We start from the raw sequence: 17905 nt of genomic DNA, 5'->3' as shown, positions 1-17905 counted from the left end.
TCTTACTATAGTTAATTTTGAAATAATGTCAAATTGTTGAAAATATGAGACTTTTTAATTCCAAGTTATGTATAATTAAAGTGTAAACATATGTTTTACGAAAAAAGAGATAGGGGGATGAAGAGTGGTAACTTTTAAAAAGGCGGGTGCAATGTTAACTGCAACAGCACTATCTGTTGGGTTATTAGCACCAATGGCAAGCGCTTCAACATTAGGAAATGAGCGTATGGAGACATTGCCGATTCAAGTCGCGCAAACGAATACAACGGTTACAAAAGAGGATTTAATGAAGCGTTTTAGAGAATTCTTTCCGAATGAGTTCTCGAATGTAACCGAAAAAGATTTCCAAACAGGGGCAGGTTATTCACGTCCAACAGATACGATAGTGCGCTATGAACTTAATTTCTCGAAGCATATTGATAACCAATTTGTATATGGAAGCTTTATTTTTGCTGGAGAAAATTTAGAGTTAGAAAGTTTCCATTATCAACCAGTAAAATCAAAGCATGTATTGTTCCCGGCAAAATATACAAAAGAAGAAGCGCAAAAAGTAGCGGATAAATTTATGGATAGGTTCAATAAAGGTGAAGGGTATGAGCTTGTACCAAATGCATACGATTATTATTCTACCTCTCTATTTTAACGCAACCAGTTGAATACTCGTTTATGTATGAAAAGAAAAATTCAGATATTTCAATTTCAGATCAAACAATCAATATCAGTGTGTTAGGTGATGGCACAGTATCATCATTTTACAGAACAACACCTCCAACTAAGAATTCTACGTATGATGACCCATCAAAAAAACAAGACGAATCTTCCATTGCCAACCGTTTGCGAGATGCATTAAAAGCACAGTTGTCGTACAGAATTGTACCAGATTATTCAACAGGGAATCACAAAGTAAAGCTTGTTTACGAACCGAATAGCCAAGTTATTTCGGGTATTCATGCTCAAACAGGGGAATGGTTAACAGTGGACGGGCTATCCTCAACATTATCAGCAAAAGGGATTACACCAATTATTTCGTCACCTCTAGCAGCAAAACAGCCGAACATGACATCAAAACAGGCACGTGCATTGGCTGAGAAATTACTTGCAACAGATATGAAAGGTGTTCAGTTAGAAATTGGGGCCGTTGATGAAACAACAACGGAGACTGGCAAAGAAGTATTCAACATTCAATATATGTATAACTACCGTAATGGAGGAACAGGTGCAGTACTAACAATTGATAAAGCAACAGGAGAATTTATCCATTATAGTGATGTTAAAAGTAGCCTCGAAGTAGAGGAGGACGACAGCAATACAGAAGTGAAATTAACTCAAAAACAGGCGTTAGATAAGGCAATTGCTCTTGTGAAAGAATGGGTACCTTCAAATGCTCATAAGTATGCAATGCCTGTAAATGATGGCTTCCACGAAAGTTATAATGACAGTTATTACTTTACGTTCCCGCGTATCGTTAACGGGTTAACAGTTGCCGGAGACGATATCTCAGTTAGTGTCGATGCCAAAACAGGTGCTTTAGTAAGCTTGAATGTTACCTCATATGATGATGTGGAGTGGCCAGCAGCAACCGATATTTTAACAGAACAGGAAGCAACTAAGTTATTGAAAGATGAGTTGAAACTAAAGCTGCAATATGTGAACCATCCTAAAGTAGGAAATGAACAGCATTATAGCTTAGCATATCAGCCAGTTTTCAAAGAAGGCTCGTCTGCTGTCATTGATGCAAAAACAGGGGAATGGTTAGATGCTTTTGGTAAGGCGACTTCAGACAAGCCGAAAATCAAGCATCCAACAGCTGAGGAGGAATTAAACTATTTAATTCATGCAGGTATTTTAGAAGTAAATGAAACGTTTAACCCAGATGCTGCTGTTACAAAAGAGGAAGCGCTAAAAGTTTTACTGAAATCGGTCACATATATGTATTATAGCTCTAGATATAATGAATTTGAATTGACGGACCAATCGTTTACGGATATAACACCGGATCATGCTTTATATTCATTTGTCTCACATGCATTAAAAATGGGTATGCTTGATGCGTCTGCAAAAACATTTAATCCTATGACATCCCTTTCAAATGAGGAACTGGCAAAATGGGTTATTGGAACGCTAAAGCTTAATAAACCAGCGCAACTCAGCGATATATATGAGTTGAATTACAGTGATGCTGCACAAGTAGATAAAGAGCTTCGCGGCCATGTTGCATTAGCATATGCAATGGGATTACTAGAAGCTGAAAATAATCAGCTGAAGCCAAAAAGTGAAGTAACATATGCACAATTAGCACAAGTGACAATTCGTTTAGCACATAAAATGAACGAATATCAAATTGACAATTATTAATAAGTTTTAGGGGGAAATAGTGCCCAATAAATAAAATATTCCCTTTACCACTCAAATGGCAAAGGGATATCTTTTATAATAAACTATAAGACATTACCCGTTCCGGTTATTCATTTCGTGTAGTGAAATAAAAGGAAAGGCGATGATGTTGAAATGTTATTATTAATGGCGATTGTATTCTCGATTCCATTTTACGCTTATTGTATTTGGGGATTATATAAACCTGATGATGCAATCATGTTTATGGATAGATGGCGCTATGAGAAGCCGCCGCAACACTCGGAACTGCAAATGATGCTCTTTAAGTTCAGCAATATTTTAGGCATCGGTTTTATTACGGTTTTCTTACTGATAATGGTATTAATTAACGGCGGGTATTCGCGGATTTTCTAAATCGAACTTTATCGAAGTTGGTTAAATCGATAATAAAAAGAGTACTGTAGTTTTGATGCAGTACTCTTTTTGCAGTAGGTATAAATCCGAAATTCATTTATGCTTCCTTCTAAACACAAAAGCTGATAATGTACCAAGAACGATAATCGTGCCCATTATGAATAATAAACTCATCGTGCTTGAAACGACAGAGCCGCCGATCTCATATACAACCCCATAATCCAATTTATACGTATCCGCAAATTCGTCATTGCCGGCAAATACCGTTTCAATGGAATTTGCCATAAAGACATCACGCAGCAAGACCGTTATATGGCTTACTGGAAACAAGTGAATGACCGATTGCGCAGGGGTTGGCAATACAGCCATTGGCACATAGATCCCGCATAAAAATCCTAAAAGTGTACCGATGATCGTATTGACCGTTGAAAAGGCGGTTTCTGTTTGGATGAACAATACAATGAATAAATTAATCATGCTGCTTAGGAGCACCGCCAAAATCAATACACTTACTGATTTAAACATAGCGACGGGAGAAAGCATTTCGCCGCCAATGGAAATGATGAAAATTTCACAGGAAATAAAACCGATGAAAGTTATTGCAAAACCAATCATAAATGAACTTATGACATAACTTAATTGAATTTTGAAGCGAGATGCAGCGGTTACTAAAAAATCAGCTGTTGTTTTCGTTTCCAAGTCTTTAATATAAATACCAAATACACCAAGCGTTGTAGTCATCGCAATAATCGATAACAGACCGGCGACCATCCATTCACTGACCATCACTTCTATTTCAGGCGTAACGGGAACATGCTGGGCAATTGAATCCACTTGCAGCTTCTGCAGAAAAATGGCGTACAATCCGACTAGTATAAGAACGGAAAGAAGCGAGAAAAAAACGAGCATTTTATTGCGCAAAAATACTTTATTATTACGGGCGACTAAACTTAGCAGCATTCATTCCATCTACCTTTCTTCGTTAATTTGAATAAATACATGATCAAGCGAGCCTTTCACCACTTCAAAGGATGTGAGGAAAGGTTTCATTTGTTCGATTATCGGTATTGCGTGTAATGTAGAAGGAATGTTCACTTTATGCACATCACCAAATTGTGTGATTTCATAACCGATTTGCCCGGCAACATATTCGACATCAATATCCTTTTTGAAAGATAGCACGATTTGGTCTGATGCGAATTTTTCCTTTAATTCATTTGGTGTGCCTTGAGCGACAATTTCCCCTTTTTTGATAATGACAATTTGATCTGCGTTCGTCGCTTCTTCCATGTAGTGGGTCGTTAAAAAAATCGTCATGCCAATTTCTTTCCTTAGTCGTTCAATCGTCTCCCATACGAATTTCCGTGTATGGGGGTCCAGGCCTGTCGTCGGTTCATCCAAAAATAAAATCGTTGGCTTATGGATTATTGCGCGGGCAATATCTGCACGTCTCCGTTGCCCGCCCGATAATTGCCCATATTTTTTGTGCTCAATATCGTTTAAATTCAAATATTCGAGCACAAATTCATAGTTTTCCTGTAATTGCACTTTTTTTAATTGATAAAACCGCCCGCGATGCAATATATTTTCCTTTACTGTAAGCTCTTTATCGAGCAAACTTTGCTGGAATACGATGCCGATTAAATGGCGAATCGCTGCATTGCCACTCATTGTACCGAGCTCGTGTCCTTGAATCATAACGGCGCCGCTCGTTTTTTCCAGCAATGTGCACAAAATTTCAATTGTCGTTGATTTCCCGGCACCATTGCTTCCTAAAAACGCAAACAATGAGCCTTCTTTTACCCGGAAATTAATCCCTTTCACAGCTTCGAATGTCCCGTATTGCTTTTTTAGATGATTAACTTCAATCGCATAAGTCATCGCTTGTCACCCCGATTTTGTTTTAAAATCAAATTCATTCGTTCCACATCTTTCTTCATCGAAATATAAATAAACAACGAAACAACCATATAAATCCCCGTGCATTCGATAAATAATAACAATGCCGTTGTCGGCTCATATAATGAAAACCAATCTCCGAAATGTCCGATTGTATAAACGGAAAAAAGCACAATGCCATAATGAAGAGACAAGACGGTAATATACGGCCAATGCTTAATGGAAAATAAACAATTTGCACAACCAATCATCACGCCCAGTAAGAGAGCGAACAGAAATTGATGCAATAATTCCGCACTTGACCAACTGATCGTCTCGTCATTGTACGTTATAATCGCAATCGTTAAATAGGACATGAACACGCTCACAAAGCAGCTGATCAAAAAGTTCCTCATTTGCCGGCACCTCCCAATCCGAGTGCATCTTTTAATAATTTGAAGTAATTTCGGCTAACAGGCACTGTCGTTTCATTCGCCAATACAATTTGGGGATTGCCGAGCACTTTTGATTTGATGGCAACGATTTTTTCGATATTAACAAGCATTGATTTATTCACGCGTATAAAGCTTGAATGAAGGCGCTCTTCCAATTCGTACAATTTGTTTTTCGCTTCAAATTCTTCCTCATTTGTTTGTAAAAAAACTTTTCCTTCTTCAGAAAAAATCGAATAAATATGTTGCGGTTTTAGTAAATGAATGTCTCCGTTTAAATAGCCTGCGATACTGTCCTGTAATGAGCCATTTAGTTTTTTCATTAACTGTTCAACTGCCTCGTCATATTTAGGGGCATGAATGTGAACTTCAATTTCATGTCGCTCGTTTTCAATATGTAGATGAACTTTCATCAGTTACTCCTCTCTTGGAAATATTGTAGCATTGAAATTTGAATGCTCTTCAAAATCGCCTGTAACAGGTAGAAAAAATACAATAACAGGTAAAATTCTTCGTGTGAAACGGGAAGCTATAGGGGTTATTTTCATTGTACTTTGGAAATGGCCATTTTCGCACTGCTATGAAAAATAAATTGTGATGGTTATAGGTGATTTGCATATATGTGCTGGATTTCATGCGCGGATCACATGATAATCGGGAAGCGGAGAGTTCATAGAAAGTATGATTTATTATTGTCATATAATCGTTTTGCGCAGGGAATCTTCTTTATTTGGTTTTGCTGACTAAGGGCATGATTATTCTAAGCGGTATTTATTCGCCCTGATCTATGTTTTTCAATGCAAATAAAAAGTCCCTGAAAGATGAATTTTTTTAGTGTCATCTTACAGGGAGCAACTTTAAATGATTTCACTCTCAAGTTTTGGTTGGTTGTTTTAAAGAGGTTTGTATTTGTTGTCACCGGGTTTCGATTTTATGATGTTCCATGCAGCAATTGCTTCCTTTTTCGTTTTTCCTTTATTAGCAGGATCAGCGAAAAAATCACGGGTAAATTGATTGTATTCAAATTGAGGAGCAATTTCTTTAATGTACAATGGATCCTTAAGGCGTTGCTGTTCTTCATGCCATGCATTGATGACATCCTTGTACGTTTTTCCTATGTTTTCTTTAAAATAGTTTTGAATATAGGTGGAAAAATGAAAGTTTGGGATATGGCTTTTGAAAAAATAACGCACGTTCTGACTGCATTTATGTCCATCCGCTATAATAGTATCCAATGTTAAATCATTGTCCGCTGCGGTCTTTTTTGGAGAACGTTTGCGCGCAGGCTTAACAATTTCTCCTGTTTGTAAATAGATTTTTATTCGGTCTGTAATATCCTCTTTTGATCCAGATGTACTTAGGCCATGTTCTTGGCAAAATTGCGTCAGTTCTTCCTTTAACCAGTAGTAATTCAGAAAGTCATTCAGCTGGATGCTTTTCGTTAATGATGGTCGCATACAGTTCTCCTTTTTGATAATTTACGCTTCTGCATATTAAAAGCAGATAGGGTTGTATGAAATGCCTTTTTCCAAAATATTAGCGCTTTCCGCATTCCATATATTTATTGTCACGGTCATTTTCTCCGTAAATTCTCAGCACTATTTTTGATTTTGCATATGCTGCACTGAGCAAAATGAACTTGTGGCAAGATGCCAGCTTCGGCTATAAGTGCTCATTCGGCTAGCTCGTTCAGCACTTTCATGCGATAATCTTTACTGTTTAACAGCTTTGACTCGAATGAATGGCGATTGTTGCTGATGAGGAGCTGTTCCATTATATTGAGGTCGTCCATTAGAAGGACAAGCTCATATTGATCGCCGTTAAGGTTTTGTGCGTACATGGCATTGTTTAGAATGAACATTGTCGAACCGCCTTTTGCGCCAATGTAAGCAAAATGCTTCTGATTATCCTGATTTAGCTGCATTGGCCATTCAAGCAAATCTCTTATCGTTTCAGCGGCGACATTAGGCAGTTCGTCATTTGAAATGATAGCGAGCAATTTGCCGTAATCATTTGCTGAGGCACCGATTAAGCGGTCCGACCATACTTTTTGCAGCGCAGGGGACAAGTTGAATGTTGCATCGGTCGTTTTAATCATGCCAGTTTTCATATGCTGACTTAACATAGTGGATAGAGAACGATACTCATCGATAGGCATCCGTTCAAGTATTTTTATTAATTCTTTTTCATCGATGTCTTCTTGCTGAACATGCTCAGGAATAAAGAGAGCACTGACTATTGGATAGACTTCTTCATGCTTTTCAATGCCTAGCGCTTTTGCCCGCTCGTTTATAGAGTTGATGCCCAGTTTTCCGATTAGAAAATCTGTGTTGGCATTTGAACTATAAGTAATCATGCCTTTTGCCACATCATGCAGTGAAACTTCATTATTTTTTATTTTTCCGTCACTTTTCATGATATTTAACCATGCTTCATGTGCTCCGCCATCTGAGTTTTTTAAGTAAAAGCGGTTTAATTCTTCCAAAGATACGGTGTCATTTTTTTGAATGGTATTTGCATCGACTTGCATTGCATATTCGACGGCTATAAGTATTTTTACGGTACTGGCTAAAGGGCGGACAACATCCGAGTGATAAGCAATAAACGGCATCCCGTTTTCAGCAACAAACAAAGAAGAGCTTTGTGGGTTTTCTTTTAAATGTTTTAATACATAATCAGGATTGTCCCGGAAAACTGCAAATGCTGCAATTCCGACTGCAAGCACCATTAGGCCGTAAATGGACAATCGTTTTTTTGTATATGTTTTACGATCAAGTAAAATGACAGCAAGAAGACCGAATAGCAAAGCTGCGATGTAATTTACGTGGAAAAATGAAACCGCAATGATAATTCCAATGACAGTTCCGACTGTTACAATCGCTTTTTGCATTTCCGCTTTAGTCCGGTTTTTCTTATTAACGAAAGGCAAAAGCGTAAAAAAAATAATAGATGACAATCCGATCCAAGCCCAACTATTCATCGCCATACATCCTTTCCAATTACAAAGTTGTAATTTAATATCTTCTCCTTAATATAGAAACAAGCGTTGCATGAAGCACCATCAGTCCAGTAATTAAAAACCAGATAACTAATTTGTACGTTTCATAAGTGAGGTGGTGAATAAATTGATCATATAATTCAATCACAAACCAGCCTAGCGGAATTAAGGGAAATACAAGTCCATATGATTTATTTGAAATGCTTTTCCCGCGTTCATCCTTGCTTTCTTCCCCCCATTCAAATTTCAATACAATAAAAACAGCGGCAAAGAAAATAAGTACATAAAGAATTCGTAAAACAGCCATAAAAACATCCATCGTTATTTCTCCTTTCCAAATTCATATTGAAAAACTTCCTGCAGTTCCACGCCAAACAGTAAAGCAATTTCAAAAGCCAATTTTAAAGATGGGTTATAACGATTTTTTTCAAGGGAAATAATCGTTTGTCTGCTGACACCTAATTGATCTGCTAAATCTTTTTGGGATAAGCCACGTTCGGCCCTTAGCACAACAATTCGATTATGAATCATTCTTTCGTTATTTATTGGCATCCATTATCACCTCTTCTTAATAATGAATGTAACATATTTTTCACTTATGGTAAACTATTTTTTACATTTAGTAAAAATAATATTACTTTTTTGGACAATCAGTAAAGAAAAAAGGGTGCAAAGTTAACATTTTAAGCAACTAAGCTTACATTTACCGTAGCATCCCGTAAGATTTGTTTTCGAATCGGCCGTAATACGTATTATTTTGTCGCTGGATATTTTTGTATGATTATAAACAGGGAATTCTATTTATATTTCTCTATTAAGTGACGAACGGAAGAAAGATAACCGCAGATTTTCCGGTTAAGTGCGGAAAGTACCTCATTTTGGGGTTGTATAAGGGGGGATTTTTCGTCTATTCAAAATAAAACTATCCATTTTTCTGCTATTCAAGTCAATAAGCGGAATCTCTCCGTCTATTCATCTAAATGGATGTTTAATCAGTTTTCTTAAAAGCCGAAACGATAAGTAGCGTATCCTATTCATCTTATAATCAGGCATCAGTCCTTTTTTACTGTCCTGCCGGTGCGTTCAAATAATCCTCGACTTTTTCGGAGACAAGGGCCTGTAGTAAAGTGTATTACGCATGAGCTGAAAATTGAGCAATGACAGTTAAAACAGTTAATGATCTTAAGTTCAGTTTTTCATGCAGAATATGCCAGAGAGATATATGATTTATAATTTGAATAGGGAAAAAGCATTTTATGGAAACTTTTTGTAATATTATCCGTATATAAAGTATCAACAAGTTTGGCTTGAGCAATGGTCAATCAACATACAATGGCTTTTAAGAAGTAATTTTCCTGTGGAGTGACACAATGCCGATTATTTACAGGTAATTATTCGTTGCTATATGTTGGCAAATTGGGCCATTTGATGAATTATTAAAAATTAAAAATGAAAAGAGGAATAAACGATGAGCAAATATACAATCGAGGAATTCGTTAAGAAAACGGCGGAATCCGATGAGCAACGAGGCTATTTCGAACTGGAAACCGACCGTCTATTGGAAGTAAACTTAACCGACCTTGTGTGGACAAAAATGGGGGCAATGATTGCATATGAAGGCAGCATTAAATTCGAGCGTGAAAAGCTGACAGAGCATGGGATTGGCAATATGTTCAAAAAAGCTTTGACAGGGGAAGGCACGCAACTAATGAAAGCAAGCGGAAAAGGGAAGCTATATTTGGCCGATAAAGGGAAAAAAATCATTTTACTTAATTTACAAAGTGACGATATATTTGTTAACGGCAATGATTTACTGGCATTTGAGCCATCCGTCAAACATGAAGTGAAAATGATGCGTAAAGTTGCGGGCATGATGGCAGGCGGACTGTTCAATGTAAAGTGCTCAGGAACGGGCTTAATTGCGATTACAAGCCATTATGAGCCGCTGACATTGCGGGTGACACCTGGAAAGCCGGTGTTCACAGATCCAAATGCGACAATTGCATGGTCCGGCAATTTAACGCCGAATTTCCATACAGATATTAGCTTCCGCACGATGATTGGTCGTGGAAGCGGCGAATCGATTCAGATGAAGTTTGAAGGGGATGGCTTTGTTATTGTCCAGCCGTATGAGGAAACGTATTACGACCAGACGAATAACTGATAAAACGTATCCAAAAAATATGACGAAATAGACGAAGGAGGTGTTCTCATGTTCAATGATTTATCTTTACTTGGCCAGATTAATGGACTCATAAATCCGGCTTATTATCAAGCGAAATCAGCATCGTTTACTGGCGGGACGAGCGCAAACTTTGAAGATTATTTAATGAACGCTTTAAATAATAAAGAAAAAACAACGGGTACAAATTCTGGTGCATTATTTGAATTATTGTCAAGTTCCAGTGCGACGCCTTTATTAAACGGCTTAAACTCAACAGAAAATACGAATGATTTCGCCTCCATACTGATTCGAAATTTACAGCAGCCGCAAAAAGAAAATTTCTATATGTCTGATTATAATAATGTTGATCATTCACTAACACAATCCTATGCAGGAGGTTTGATGAATAATTTCCAAGCTCAAATGCTGAATAGCATGAATGCGGCAAAGGAAAAATTGCAATCGTCCTATTCAAGCTATGTCGAGCGTGCCGGAGAAAATCCGAATGCTGCGGCGAAGTTGCGGATTGAGCAAATGCAGAAAAACATCGGCCATATCGAACAATTCATCCAATCGAAAACAGCGAACAACGAGAATGCATTGCTGCAACAATTAAATGCAAAATCGTCTTTAACGCAACACTTATTGGAGAGATAAAACTAGTAAGAGGTATACCACATATAGTTGGGTATGCCTCTTTTCATTGGATGACATATAGCATTGCGGCTATACATACTATAATAGTGCCGTATAAACGCCTCTTTATATTGTCGATAAATTTCCATTGAACAGGAAACATTTATTGCCCAGCTGCGTTCTATTTAAAAGAGAATGGCCACATTAACGGAAGGTTTTCGTGTTTTCTATTGTGATTCGCCTAAAGTTTTTGTATGCTAAATGAATGCAGTAATGCTCATTTTATTTAAAATCGGATTTTTCCATTTTAATATGTATTATGTAAATGATTGGAGTTGTTTTTACGTTGTTGGATACAATCATTTTTTCAATGATTGAGTTTTTTAAAGGGTTCGGCTATTTTGGTGTTTTGCTGGCGCTGTGCTTTGAATTTATTCCAGCGGAGATTATTTTGCCATTAGCCGGATTTTGGATTTCTCAAGGTGGATTTAATTACTGGCTGATGGTGCTTGCAGGAACGGTCGGTGGAACGATCGGCCCATTGACATTATATGCAGTAGGTCGCTACGGTGGTCGCCCGCTCGTGTTAAAATACGGGAAGTTTTTCTTGGTTAACGAAAAGCAAGTGAATGCCGCAGATAAGTTTTTCGCTAAATACGGGGCGGGTGTCGCATTTTTTGGGCGCTTCATGCCAATTGTCCGTACAGCGATTTCCGTTCCATGCGGCATGACGAAAATGAATGTGTGGAAATTTTCGGTATACACGTTTTTTGCCATGCTGCCGATTACCGCTTTATATGTCTATTTAGGCATTAAGCTAGGCGAAAACTGGGAACAAGCCGGGGAGTTGTTTACACAATATTTAAAGCCATTTGTTATTTCAATTGCTGTGTTAGTTATAATTTATGCGATTTATAAATATCGTATTAAATTATTGGAGCGCAAAATGAATTTAAATAAGAAGAAATAAATTCAAAGGGTGGCCGAAGTTTAATATCGGCTACCCTTTCACCGTATCGAAACGCGGAAAACTACACGAGTAAATGGCTATTAACCTCTTTTTCCAAAAGGTTTATCAGCTCCGTTTGTTCCAGTAGCCTAAGAATGGTTAAACCCTTTTCACAGAAACCTTCATCAGCATTTTTCAAATAGTTCAAGCAAATGCCTTTTCTCACGTAACAGATAGACAGATTGATGAAAAGTTGCTCCTTCTTACATTTTTTGATCGCATCATTCAGTAGAATGAGCGCATCTGCAAAATCCTTTTCTTTTATATGAATAAGTGATAGATTGATCAAAAAGTTCACTTTTAATTTGTTTATGTTCTGAAACCCTTTATATTTCTCAATATGACGAAAAGCAAATTCCTTAATTTCGATTGCAGTATGCCTCGGAAAAATAAATAAAATCGCATTCAACAAATAAATATCCGATAAGTATAATGTATTTCTGCGGGATAAATCCTTCCAAATAGAGGATAATATTTCAGTAGCCTGTACGAAATTACTGGATTTTGCAAGAACAATCATACCTTCAAGAACTGTACGAATATTTAATAATAAATTGTCTTCAGGATTTTTCAGTAAATAAGCACTGCAATCATTTTTCAATTTATATAAAGCGCTCTCGGAATTATATGTTTGATTATAAAACTGGTGCAGTATTTTTTGCCTGTCCTGCATTTCATAATTGTTGCTTATGTAATTGAATTCCTCGAATGATATGTCAAGCCTTCCTAAAAAATCATTCAGTATAGAGAATTTTATTTCTCTGCTTTCTTCGATTTCAAATTTTGAATAGTTGCCCTGGGTACATATATTTTCACAGACATATTGCTGAGAATAGCCTTTCCCAACTCTAATTTCTTTTATAATTTTGCCATAATGTTTCATATCATCACCTAATATTCTTTTAGGCATATTATATACTTTTTGTCCGAATATTTGTAAAAATAGTGCAAATGAGGAATAATGAGGCTCTTCACCAAAAGTTGGGGATGACAAAACTTCATGCCAAGGCGAGTTGATTGGAATGGAGGGGAGGCGACTCCAGCGGGAACAGCAAAATTTATTTTGCGACGAAAGCGTAGCGGCAGGAGCACCGAGGGAGAGACTACAGGCTCGAGCCGTGCCCGCGGAAAGCGTCCGACCCGCAATGGAAATCAACCCCATGTTATGGTGATGAACCAATAATGATGAATACATTGAAAATGCAAGTTTAGCAGTTGGATTTTCTTTTTATATATCCGCAACTTTTTCAAGTGTATAAGCAGCTTTTATAAATATACTCATGTGCTGGGGGGAAACATATGAAAGAAGTCATCCATTTTCTCGTAAAGGGATGGTTGAAAAGCAAGTATATTTTATTTTTGCCAATTGCGGTAGGCCTTCTCATCATAATGCTTCTAGTCGTTAATAGCAGTCAATCAGGAGCAACACAGCAAGAGCTGCAGGAAACTTTCAATAATCGAAAAGAAAACGTGCACCTATTAATTGCCAGTATGTTAAAGAAAGAACGGGCGATAGGCCTCACATCGGAAGAACAGCTATCATTGGATAGTCTTTTATTAAAAGAAGAATATTTAAAAGAAATATTAAAGAAATTAAATGATGAAAATTTGCACATTGCAGCCGAACAGCTAGCCTATCTCAATGAATACGAAAAATACACGACTTTCAAGTCCATCCCTTATCTCGGCGAAAATGCAGTGAAAGTCGAGCAATCCAAAGCGGAGGCGCTGCTCGACCATAATTTATCTTATTCGGAACAAATTACGCCATTTAAAACAGCCTTATTTACAAAGCAATTATTCCAAATTCTATTCAGCCCAATCACTGCCTTTCTCATATTGCTTATTTTCTGTTATAAATATTTGGCGGATAAAGAAAATCGGACATTTGACTTCTTTCAAATAAATTCATTGTCCAATAAAGCAATTTACTATGGCTACCTGATCCCTCTATTAATGGTTGTCCTTGTTTACATATTCATAGCGTGCTTTTTGTCTTTGCTGCCGACATTACTAACCGGAAATATCAATACAATTTTTTATCCAATAGAAGTGGCAGTAAGTTCCGAAATCGTTTTGGTGCCTGTTTGGAAGTGGCTAGTCTTTATTCCGATCGGCTGGGGAATTTTTATTTCGGTTTTACTAGTGTTAATCATTTGCCTGTTCAAGCAGCAAGCTACTTTAGGTTTACTGTTCGCGCTTGTTAGTTTGCCGATCTTAGCTAGCTATATGATTTCCTTAAAGGCCGGATTTCAAATGGCCAATCCGATTCACTTAATTGTTTCATATGAAAATCACTTATTGCCTACAAATCGTTTTGCAATCTATTTGTTCACTATGCTGTTCCTGCTTACTGTATGTTTCATAATCTCCTATATAATAATTGCAATGAAAAATACGGGGCTGAAACTTCCTGAATTTAAGACAAACAAAAAACAGCATCCTATGACAGGCAAATTAAAGCTTCTGCAATTTGAGCATGTAAAAAAGAAGCGTAAAGGCCATATCCTTTTAACCTTTATCCTGCTGTTTTGGGGTATTGGGGGTACGGTTGCCGCAGTGAATCAACAATTTCAAAATGCGCCTGCTACTGCATTAAAGGCGATTGAAAATGATCAAAATACGACAATCGGACTACGAACACATTGGGAACTCGTTGCAGCCGATTTTGAACTGGAAAAGGAAATGCAGCGACTGATTGATGGTACGGAAATAGATGATGGGGACTTCCATGCAAATACGATTAAACAGTTGGACCATCGATATGAAGTATTGGAAAGCTTAAAGGGTGAAGTCTATTCCACAAACTTTTTTGAAACATATCGAAAAACAATGAAGTTGCTGGAACCCGGATCGTATAAAGATGAGAATAGCACACTTTGGAATATTACAGAAATGGCGTCAGAGGAGCAGCAAAATATTTTGGATGGTAAAGGAATCACACCATGGCCGCTTGGGCATAAATGGATTTCCAAGTTTGATGCTCCGAGCCAGGCGATCAGCAACGAGCATTATGTAATGTTAAAGCTGACCGAAGAACGAAATATGAAATATGACAACAGCAGCTTGTTTGCGATCTACAAATATTTGGATTGGAATGTGATGTTCGTTGTATTACTGCTCTTTGTATTGCTGCTATGGACAACAATTTCCGAAGAGCACAGTCCGACGCCAACGATCAGCTTTTTAGTTACAAAGCCGATTCGGTTTACCTCTGTTTATATAACGAAATGGGCGTATAATTTAGCGGTTTCCTGTAGTTTATTGCTCATAAGCGGGGCGTTTATTTTCCTTATTGCCACAATGATCGGGGGAGTGGGCGAAGCGGAATATCCGATGCTCATTTATGCAACGGATCGGCAGGAGGCACACTTTTTCCTGTCAACAGCCAATAATGCCTATTTTTATTTCGAGAATCTGTCAACGGTTATTGTCAAAAGCGGCGTTCTTATTTTCACACAAATTTTCTTTTTAAACAGTCTGTTCAGTTTAGTTGGCAAATTCATGAAAAACCATTATGCATCTATTATTGTTACACTCATCATTGTCATTGCCGGCTATTTTATAGGGGATCATTATATTGAACTGACGGGCAGTGCATATAATCCATTTGTTTATTTCGATACATGGAATATTGTCGATGGATGGAAATCCGTTGAAGCAAATAATGGGCAAGTTAATTTCCTAAACGGAACGGCAATTTTATTTATTGGCGGCAGTCTATTGTTCTGTATGGGACTTTTATTTAGAAGGAGAGTGGCATCATAATGGTATTGCAAGTCAATCAACTGGAAAAAAAGTATAAAAAAAAGCTGGTCCTTCAAAATATCTCTTTTTCGATCAATGCCGGGGAAATTATAGGACTTGTCGGACCGAATGGTGCTGGAAAATCCACGCTTATGCGCTCTATATTAGGATTGGAACAACTTGAAGGCGGGTCTGTTCAAATTAATAACATTCCGCATAGCGACCCTGAATTTTTCAAATATATTTCTTTTTTGCCAAGCGATAATTATTTATATATGCAGTTAACTGGTTATGATCACCTGTCCTTTGTTGCGGGCATTTATCATTTATCGCCTAAGGAAATAGATGAGGTGATTGATTTAATCGGGATCCGCTCGTATGTGAATCAGCCTGTTAAATCCTATTCCTTTGGGATGCGCCAACATTTGCTTATTGCTTTAAGCATTATGACAAATCCGCTGATCATTTTAATGGATGAGCCGTTTAATGGTTTGGATCCGACAAGCATCATTGAATTGAAGCAACTGATCCGCACGCTCCATGGAAAACGGATGAGCATTGTTATTTCAACGCATAATCTGGACATACTGGAGGATTTGACGGATACTATTTGGTTTATTAAAGAAGGGAAGCTGTTCACAAATAATGTTGCATCAAATATGGATTTACCGTTTGAAATCAAGTACACCTATACTGGAGATTTAGCCGAATTAATGATAGAGAGCGGGCTTCCATATCAAATAAACGAAAACCGGCTCATTACAGGTACGGCAGACACTATCGAAAAATATCTTCAGTGGCTATTAAAAAATGATGTGCAAATTCATTCGGTGAATCCTATAAAACGGAATTTGGAAGAGTTGTACCGAGACTTTTATCAAGTGTAGCTTGCAGGAATATAAAAAGAAGCCGGCCGTTGTCGTCTATGGAGACAGCGGTTGACTTCCTTTAAATTATGGAATATTACTGAACGAACATAGATCAAACAGTAAGAGATCCTCTAAATCCTCTCGCGCCATAATATGAGTCTGCACCGTTATGATACATGAAAACCGTATCATAGCGTCGATCGCAGAAAATTGCCCCGCCGAGTTTTCGGATGTTAGGCGGTGTCAGTACCCAGCTGGAAGTTTTCAAGTCGAAGTTTCCAAGCTGCTGCAATGAGCGGTATTCTGCTTCAGTTAAAATTTCGATTCCCATTGTTGCTGCCATATTGATTGCACTGTCTTCTGGTTTATTTTTCTTTCTTGCCTGAAGCGCTTCATCGTCGTAGCAAATACTTCTCCGTCCTTTTGGACTTTCAGGAGAGCAGTCCATAAAAGTGTATTCGTCACTTTCGTGATGATAGGCAACTACGTCAGGCTCGCCCTCTGTACGTTCCATTTCATTCAAAGACCATAACTGTTCTGGATTTGCTTCGAGTTTTGCCTGCACGTTTTCCCAGGCGATATTTGGATGACGCTCCATATGCTGCTCAAAACGGGCTTTCACTATGCAGAGTAACTGTTCATGTTGTTCAGCTGTTAGGACATTGGATTTTTTCATTTTAGAACACCTCTTTTATAATTAGTTGAGCTTGATGATACTTTAAGAAATCGACGCTGTCCAATGATGGGAAGCTGCCATCTGAGAGACTCCCGTATAAGCTCCATTCCTGCCCTAGAAATCTACTTTAAAAGTCAATTCTTTCAACCAATAGTCCGCAATAACGAGTGCATGTTCTACATCAAGTATTTCCTTAATATACGCCACAAGCTCATTGAATTCCTTTTGTGTGATGTCAGGGCGTTCTTGTTCAAATTTAACAAGAATCAACGGCTTGCCTATTCCCATATCGTAGCTGGCCGTAACATACCTTATTCCACCGAAATGTTGTTCAGTATATTCTTCTACTTGCGGTTGAATCATATGCATCAGATAATCTTCCATTTTTGCCAACTTAATTGAATCTTCCATCCATTCCATGTTTTTATCGTAATAGACATCAAATGTTTTATCTGTTTCTTTGTTCAAGACAGTAACTGCATGCTCGAAATAGCCGTAATGCCCATAATCCGTCGTCGAATCGACACTGACAATCTCATATTTCATGTCTTTGTAATTCTTTGCTAAATAGGATTCTGTATGCCGGATCGCTTCTTTTTGCTCTTTTTCAGCAAGAAAGCCGCTCGTTTTAAAAATGATAAGTATTAGCAGACATAATGTTGCTGCTCCGGCTATTATGTAGCTTAATTTTCTGTTTCGAATTTTCATCTGATTCGTCCTTCCGGGCC

At 37.7% G+C, this 17905-nt stretch carries 19 protein-coding genes; 8 read left to right on the top strand and 11 right to left on the bottom strand.

The features are described 5' to 3' along the window. Positions 1-124: 124 nt before the first annotated feature. From ACTHOQ_RS00520 to ACTHOQ_RS00510, 3 genes are all read left to right on the top strand, one after another. The gene (locus tag ACTHOQ_RS00520; protein WP_440493699.1) at positions 125-643 is read left to right on the top strand and encodes a hypothetical protein; all 519 of its coding nucleotides are present in this window, start codon (positions 125-127) and stop codon (positions 641-643) included. Between the two features lie 23 nt (positions 644-666). Beyond that, entirely contained in the window at positions 667-2355 is a 1689-nt protein-coding gene (locus ACTHOQ_RS00515; RefSeq protein WP_440493698.1) for a YcdB/YcdC domain-containing protein, read from the top strand. A 153-nt stretch (positions 2356-2508) separates the two neighbouring features. Further along, on the top strand, positions 2509-2748 hold the full coding sequence (locus ACTHOQ_RS00510; protein ID WP_440493697.1) for a hypothetical protein: 240 nt from the start codon (positions 2509-2511) through the stop codon (positions 2746-2748). Between the two features lie 93 nt (positions 2749-2841). On the opposite strand, the gene ACTHOQ_RS00505 is transcribed toward ACTHOQ_RS00510, so the two are convergent. From ACTHOQ_RS00505 to ACTHOQ_RS00470, 8 genes are all read right to left on the bottom strand, one after another. Next, positions 2842-3708: an ABC transporter permease gene (locus ACTHOQ_RS00505; RefSeq protein ID WP_440493696.1), complete on the bottom strand. Its 867-nt coding sequence runs from the start codon at positions 3706-3708 to the stop codon at positions 2842-2844. Between the two features lie 9 nt (positions 3709-3717). Continuing rightward, positions 3718-4629 (bottom strand): ABC transporter ATP-binding protein, encoded by a 912-nt coding sequence (locus tag ACTHOQ_RS00500; protein ID WP_440493695.1) that lies wholly within the window; start codon positions 4627-4629, stop codon positions 3718-3720. Continuing rightward, positions 4626-5042, bottom strand: a complete 417-nt coding sequence (locus tag ACTHOQ_RS00495) for a DUF3021 domain-containing protein (RefSeq protein ID WP_440493694.1) — start codon at positions 5040-5042, stop codon at positions 4626-4628. The genes ACTHOQ_RS00500 and ACTHOQ_RS00495 overlap by 4 nt, the downstream gene beginning before the upstream one ends. After that, positions 5039-5491, bottom strand: coding sequence for a LytTR family DNA-binding domain-containing protein (locus ACTHOQ_RS00490; RefSeq protein WP_440493693.1), 453 nt, complete (start codon positions 5489-5491; stop codon positions 5039-5041). The genes ACTHOQ_RS00495 and ACTHOQ_RS00490 overlap by 4 nt, the downstream gene beginning before the upstream one ends. A 480-nt stretch (positions 5492-5971) precedes the next feature. Then, positions 5972-6535, bottom strand: coding sequence for a DUF6434 domain-containing protein (locus ACTHOQ_RS00485; RefSeq protein WP_440493692.1), 564 nt, complete (start codon positions 6533-6535; stop codon positions 5972-5974). Positions 6536-6750: 215 nt separating this feature from the next. Further along, the gene (locus ACTHOQ_RS00480; protein WP_440493691.1) at positions 6751-8058 is read right to left on the bottom strand and encodes a serine hydrolase; all 1308 of its coding nucleotides are present in this window, start codon (positions 8056-8058) and stop codon (positions 6751-6753) included. A 34-nt stretch (positions 8059-8092) separates the two neighbouring features. Beyond that, the gene (locus tag ACTHOQ_RS00475; protein WP_440493690.1) at positions 8093-8395 is read right to left on the bottom strand and encodes a hypothetical protein; all 303 of its coding nucleotides are present in this window, start codon (positions 8393-8395) and stop codon (positions 8093-8095) included. A gap of 2 nt (positions 8396-8397) precedes the next feature. Next, positions 8398-8607, bottom strand: a complete 210-nt coding sequence (locus ACTHOQ_RS00470; RefSeq protein ID WP_440493841.1) for a helix-turn-helix transcriptional regulator — start codon at positions 8605-8607, stop codon at positions 8398-8400. A 937-nt stretch (positions 8608-9544) separates the two neighbouring features. On the opposite strand from ACTHOQ_RS00470, the gene ACTHOQ_RS00465 reads away from it, so the two are divergent. The 3 genes from ACTHOQ_RS00465 (at position 9545) to ACTHOQ_RS00455 (ending at position 11846) form a co-directional block, all read left to right on the top strand. After that, entirely contained in the window at positions 9545-10240 is a 696-nt protein-coding gene (locus ACTHOQ_RS00465) for an AIM24 family protein (protein WP_440493689.1), read from the top strand. 48 nt (positions 10241-10288) lie between these two features. Next, complete coding sequence (locus tag ACTHOQ_RS00460; RefSeq protein ID WP_440493688.1) at positions 10289-10897, top strand: hypothetical protein; 609 nt, start codon at positions 10289-10291, stop codon at positions 10895-10897. Between the two features lie 325 nt (positions 10898-11222). Beyond that, the gene (locus tag ACTHOQ_RS00455) at positions 11223-11846 is read left to right on the top strand and encodes a DedA family protein (protein ID WP_440493686.1); all 624 of its coding nucleotides are present in this window, start codon (positions 11223-11225) and stop codon (positions 11844-11846) included. 61 nt (positions 11847-11907) lie between these two features. On the opposite strand, the gene ACTHOQ_RS00450 is transcribed toward ACTHOQ_RS00455, so the two are convergent. Continuing rightward, positions 11908-13041, bottom strand: a complete 1134-nt coding sequence (locus ACTHOQ_RS00450) for an Rgg family transcriptional regulator (RefSeq protein ID WP_440493685.1) — start codon at positions 13039-13041, stop codon at positions 11908-11910. Positions 13042-13184: 143 nt separating this feature from the next. On the opposite strand from ACTHOQ_RS00450, the gene ACTHOQ_RS00445 reads away from it, so the two are divergent. Beyond that, complete coding sequence (locus tag ACTHOQ_RS00445; protein ID WP_440493683.1) at positions 13185-15653, top strand: hypothetical protein; 2469 nt, start codon at positions 13185-13187, stop codon at positions 15651-15653. Next, a complete protein-coding gene (locus ACTHOQ_RS00440; protein WP_440493681.1) occupies positions 15653-16519 on the top strand; it encodes an ABC transporter ATP-binding protein in 867 nt (288 codons plus the stop codon). The genes ACTHOQ_RS00445 and ACTHOQ_RS00440 overlap by 1 nt, the downstream gene beginning before the upstream one ends. 94 nt (positions 16520-16613) lie before the next feature. On the opposite strand, the gene ACTHOQ_RS00435 is transcribed toward ACTHOQ_RS00440, so the two are convergent. After that, positions 16614-17177 (bottom strand): DUF4256 domain-containing protein, encoded by a 564-nt coding sequence (locus tag ACTHOQ_RS00435; protein WP_440493680.1) that lies wholly within the window; start codon positions 17175-17177, stop codon positions 16614-16616. Between the two features lie 114 nt (positions 17178-17291). Next, positions 17292-17885: a hypothetical protein gene (locus tag ACTHOQ_RS00430; RefSeq protein ID WP_440493678.1), complete on the bottom strand. Its 594-nt coding sequence runs from the start codon at positions 17883-17885 to the stop codon at positions 17292-17294. Positions 17886-17905 lie beyond the last annotated feature (20 nt).

The organism is Solibacillus silvestris (genome assembly GCF_051967575.1).
Taxonomy (GTDB): Bacteria; Bacillota; Bacilli; order Bacillales_A; family Planococcaceae; genus Solibacillus; species Solibacillus silvestris_B.
Note: the sequence above shows the minus strand (reverse complement) of the source record. Positions and strands in the feature narration are given on the sequence as shown.

Coding starts and splice junctions, on each gene's coding strand:
- ACTHOQ_RS00515 (WP_440493698.1), top strand. CDS start 667: ATGTATGAAAAGAAAAATTCAGATATTTCAATTTCAGATCAAACAATC.
- ACTHOQ_RS00510 (WP_440493697.1), top strand. CDS start 2,509: ATGTTATTATTAATGGCGATTGTATTCTCGATTCCATTTTACGCTTAT.
- ACTHOQ_RS00505 (WP_440493696.1), bottom strand. CDS start 3,708: ATGCTGCTAAGTTTAGTCGCCCGTAATAATAAAGTATTTTTGCGCAAT.
- ACTHOQ_RS00500 (WP_440493695.1), bottom strand. CDS start 4,629: ATGACTTATGCGATTGAAGTTAATCATCTAAAAAAGCAATACGGGACA.
- ACTHOQ_RS00495 (WP_440493694.1), bottom strand. CDS start 5,042: ATGAGGAACTTTTTGATCAGCTGCTTTGTGAGCGTGTTCATGTCCTAT.
- ACTHOQ_RS00490 (WP_440493693.1), bottom strand. CDS start 5,491: ATGAAAGTTCATCTACATATTGAAAACGAGCGACATGAAATTGAAGTT.
- ACTHOQ_RS00485 (WP_440493692.1), bottom strand. CDS start 6,535: ATGCGACCATCATTAACGAAAAGCATCCAGCTGAATGACTTTCTGAAT.
- ACTHOQ_RS00480 (WP_440493691.1), bottom strand. CDS start 8,058: ATGAATAGTTGGGCTTGGATCGGATTGTCATCTATTATTTTTTTTACG.
- ACTHOQ_RS00475 (WP_440493690.1), bottom strand. CDS start 8,395: ATGGATGTTTTTATGGCTGTTTTACGAATTCTTTATGTACTTATTTTC.
- ACTHOQ_RS00470 (WP_440493841.1), bottom strand. CDS start 8,607: ATGATTCATAATCGAATTGTTGTGCTAAGGGCCGAACGTGGCTTATCC.
- ACTHOQ_RS00465 (WP_440493689.1), top strand. CDS start 9,545: ATGAGCAAATATACAATCGAGGAATTCGTTAAGAAAACGGCGGAATCC.
- ACTHOQ_RS00460 (WP_440493688.1), top strand. CDS start 10,289: ATGTTCAATGATTTATCTTTACTTGGCCAGATTAATGGACTCATAAAT.
- ACTHOQ_RS00445 (WP_440493683.1), top strand. CDS start 13,185: ATGAAAGAAGTCATCCATTTTCTCGTAAAGGGATGGTTGAAAAGCAAG.
- ACTHOQ_RS00440 (WP_440493681.1), top strand. CDS start 15,653: ATGGTATTGCAAGTCAATCAACTGGAAAAAAAGTATAAAAAAAAGCTG.
- ACTHOQ_RS00435 (WP_440493680.1), bottom strand. CDS start 17,177: ATGAAAAAATCCAATGTCCTAACAGCTGAACAACATGAACAGTTACTC.
- ACTHOQ_RS00430 (WP_440493678.1), bottom strand. CDS start 17,885: ATGAAAATTCGAAACAGAAAATTAAGCTACATAATAGCCGGAGCAGCA.